2 protein-coding genes are annotated in these 2671 nt (G+C 51.1%); both read left to right on the forward strand.

What is annotated here, in order from left to right:
* The first annotated feature begins 420 nt into the window (after positions 1–420).
* Positions 421–1887 carry a tetratricopeptide repeat protein gene (locus JRG72_11695; GenBank protein MBW2135867.1) on the forward strand — a complete coding sequence of 489 codons (1467 nt, stop codon included), beginning with the start codon at positions 421–423 and terminating at the stop codon, positions 1885–1887.
* Positions 1888–1900: 13 nt separating this feature from the next.
* A partial coding sequence (locus JRG72_11700; GenBank protein ID MBW2135868.1) for a FecR domain-containing protein occupies positions 1901–2671 on the forward strand: 771 nt, incomplete at its 3' end.

A 2671-nucleotide genomic window follows, 5' to 3' on the forward strand; every position in this document is an offset into this window, starting at 1 on the left:
CCGATGGTCCTGGGGCACCCGAGCTTCCGGAGAAAGGTAGCTGAACATTGCTTGCTGTTGCACATCGTCACCGCGCCTAGTCGCTGCCTCCGTATAAGGTGTTGTTATCCTTGAGTATAGCACCTTTTGGGCTCTAAGGACAGCACTTTTTGGGGGTCTCAAGTAAAGAGTTTTTCAACAGCCTGTTAGAGCCATAAAAGAGGTTAATTTGAGATTAGAAAGGGACCCAGCTGTTCTTGGCCCAGTTGCTGTTTCGCGATTGTCCCACCTCGGCTACCATTATCCCTGGTCTATCCTGGTCATAATTGAAAACCAGCCCCGAAATTCGATGTCACAGATTAAAAATTTGCTTGTAAACCGTGAGCATTTATTGCATAGTGGGTATTTATAAGCCGTATATTTCTGAGGAATTGAATTCTGATGACAATTTGGAAATTGACCAGCAGAGAATTACCTCTGCCCTATGCCTTTCCAGGGGGCAAAAGAATTTTTTGCTGTTTATGTCTTGCTTATCTTTTCCTCTTTGGTCTTTTCCGTCTCCCGGCGCTGGCCTCGATTGCCGCCGAAAATCTTTTTGCCCAGGGAACCCAGGCGTACCTGGCTGAGAACTATGCCGAAGCCAGGGATTTACTTGCCCAAGCAGCCGTCCTGGACCCCCAAAATGCAGCCATCCAACAGGCCTTGGGGCTCTGTTACCTGGCCCGGCAGGAATACCAGGATGCCTATCGGGCCTTTCGGACTGCCCTTTATCTCGATCCCCAAATCAAACGTGGCCGGGTTTATTTAGGAATCAGCCAATACTTCCTGGGCCAATATCAACAGGCCCAAGATACCCTCACCCTGGCCCGGCAACAGGATCCTAATGACGGACTAACAAGATATTATTTGGGATTATGCGCGCTACAACTGGGTCAGCCTCAGCGCGCCCAACAGGAGTTTTCCCACGGCTACCGCTTGAGCCCCGAATATGCTAATAATTTCAAACCTTATGAAAAAATTACCTTGGTTCCTAAGGATGTCCGCCCCCAACCTTTTCGTCTCGAATTATTGGCGGGTCTGGAATACGACTCTAACGTGGCTCTGCAAGCCGAGCGCGATCTCCAGCCCAGAGCCCAACGGAAGAAAGGCAGTCATGTGGATTGGGCCGGTCGGCTGGGCGGGCGTTTAGAGTATTATCCCCTGCTCCGTCCTAATTATAACCTGGGACTGCGTCTCAATACTTCCTATCATCAACACACCTGGCTGGACAACTGGAACTGGTTCAATACCCGGGCCGATGCCTTTGTCAATTTTAAGGCCGGACCGATTCTGCTCCAGCCTCTGGTGGGTTATGACTATACCTTATATAGCGCTGAGGAATTTACGACCTTTCATATCTATGGTTTGACCATAAATTGGCCGGAGACCAAATGGCTGGTCGGGGAACTGATTTATCAGGCCTGGAATCGGCAATTCCATTACGGGGTGGGCTCAGAATACAAACGTAACGGCTGGTTACATCAGATCGGCCTCTATCAGGGCATATTATTACCTGACATCGGAATATTCAGGTTCGGCGCCGCTTTTGAAAGAGATCTGGGACGGGGACTTTACGTTCCGGCTCGAACCGTGCGCGGGACCATCAATAGCGTAGTCTTTTTACCCTGGAATCTATCCTGGTGGGCGATTCTGGAGTATGCCCATACCGATTTTGATAATTATGATGAAAACCTCCAAGAAAAAAGAAGGGATAATTTTTACCAGGTGCAACTCTTGCTGAAAAAGCCGCTGCGGTCCGACCTGGCCTTGTGGCTGGGTTATGGTTATAATACCCAGCGGTCGACTCAAAAAGGTTACCAATACGATCGCCACCTTTTTAAGGTCTCATTAACCTATGACTTTTTCTGATTAGGGGCTGAAGATGCCGATAATATCTCATAAAGCCGCTCATACCCTGACCAGGCTATTATGGCTAGCGGTTTTAATTACCTTAACAATGTCAATTTCTGGAAATGTGGTAAATGCCGAGGTGATCGGCCTGGAAGGCAATGTTCAGTTGCGGGCGGCACCAGGAGAGGATTTCCGGCCGGCGAAACTATTAGATCCTACCCCTGCCGGAACTTCCGTCCATACTTTAGCGGGTGGTAAGGCGAAAATTTTCTTTTCACCGGGTCGGGTTATTTTTTTGAACTCCAATACCAGGATGGAAGTGCTAGATGGCAGCAGGGGAAAAAATGCGGCTTTGGACCAATTGATCATCAAGGCAGCGGCAGGCAGGTTACGTTTCCTGGTGGCTCCATCGCCAGCGGCCGGGGGGCTCCAACTCTTGACCCCTACCGCCGTGATCGACATCAGTCGGGGGGATGGCGCAGTGACCATTGATAGGGACGACCATATCGTTGCTTTGTCAGGGCCGGCTGCGATAGCGGTTAAAAATCAATACTCGAAGCAGCAGCTCTGGCTAAAACCGATGCAGGGAGCCGTCTCCACTTCAGCGGGGAGGCTGGAACTGGCAGCTGTGGCAACCCGCCAGGCCCAGCAGTTGCTAAACGAAACCGATCTACCCCTTACCACTCCCCCAACCTTGGTATTGCAGCCTCCGGCCCCGGCCCGGACTCCGATTACCCTGGCCGACCGGGTCAAACCGCCGTGGCCGGTATTCCCTCCGGTGAGTCAGGTGCCCCAGCTCTGG

Source organism: Deltaproteobacteria bacterium (assembly GCA_019309545.1).
In the GTDB taxonomy this organism is placed as follows: domain Bacteria; phylum Desulfobacterota; class Desulfobaccia; order Desulfobaccales; family Desulfobaccaceae; genus Desulfobacca_B.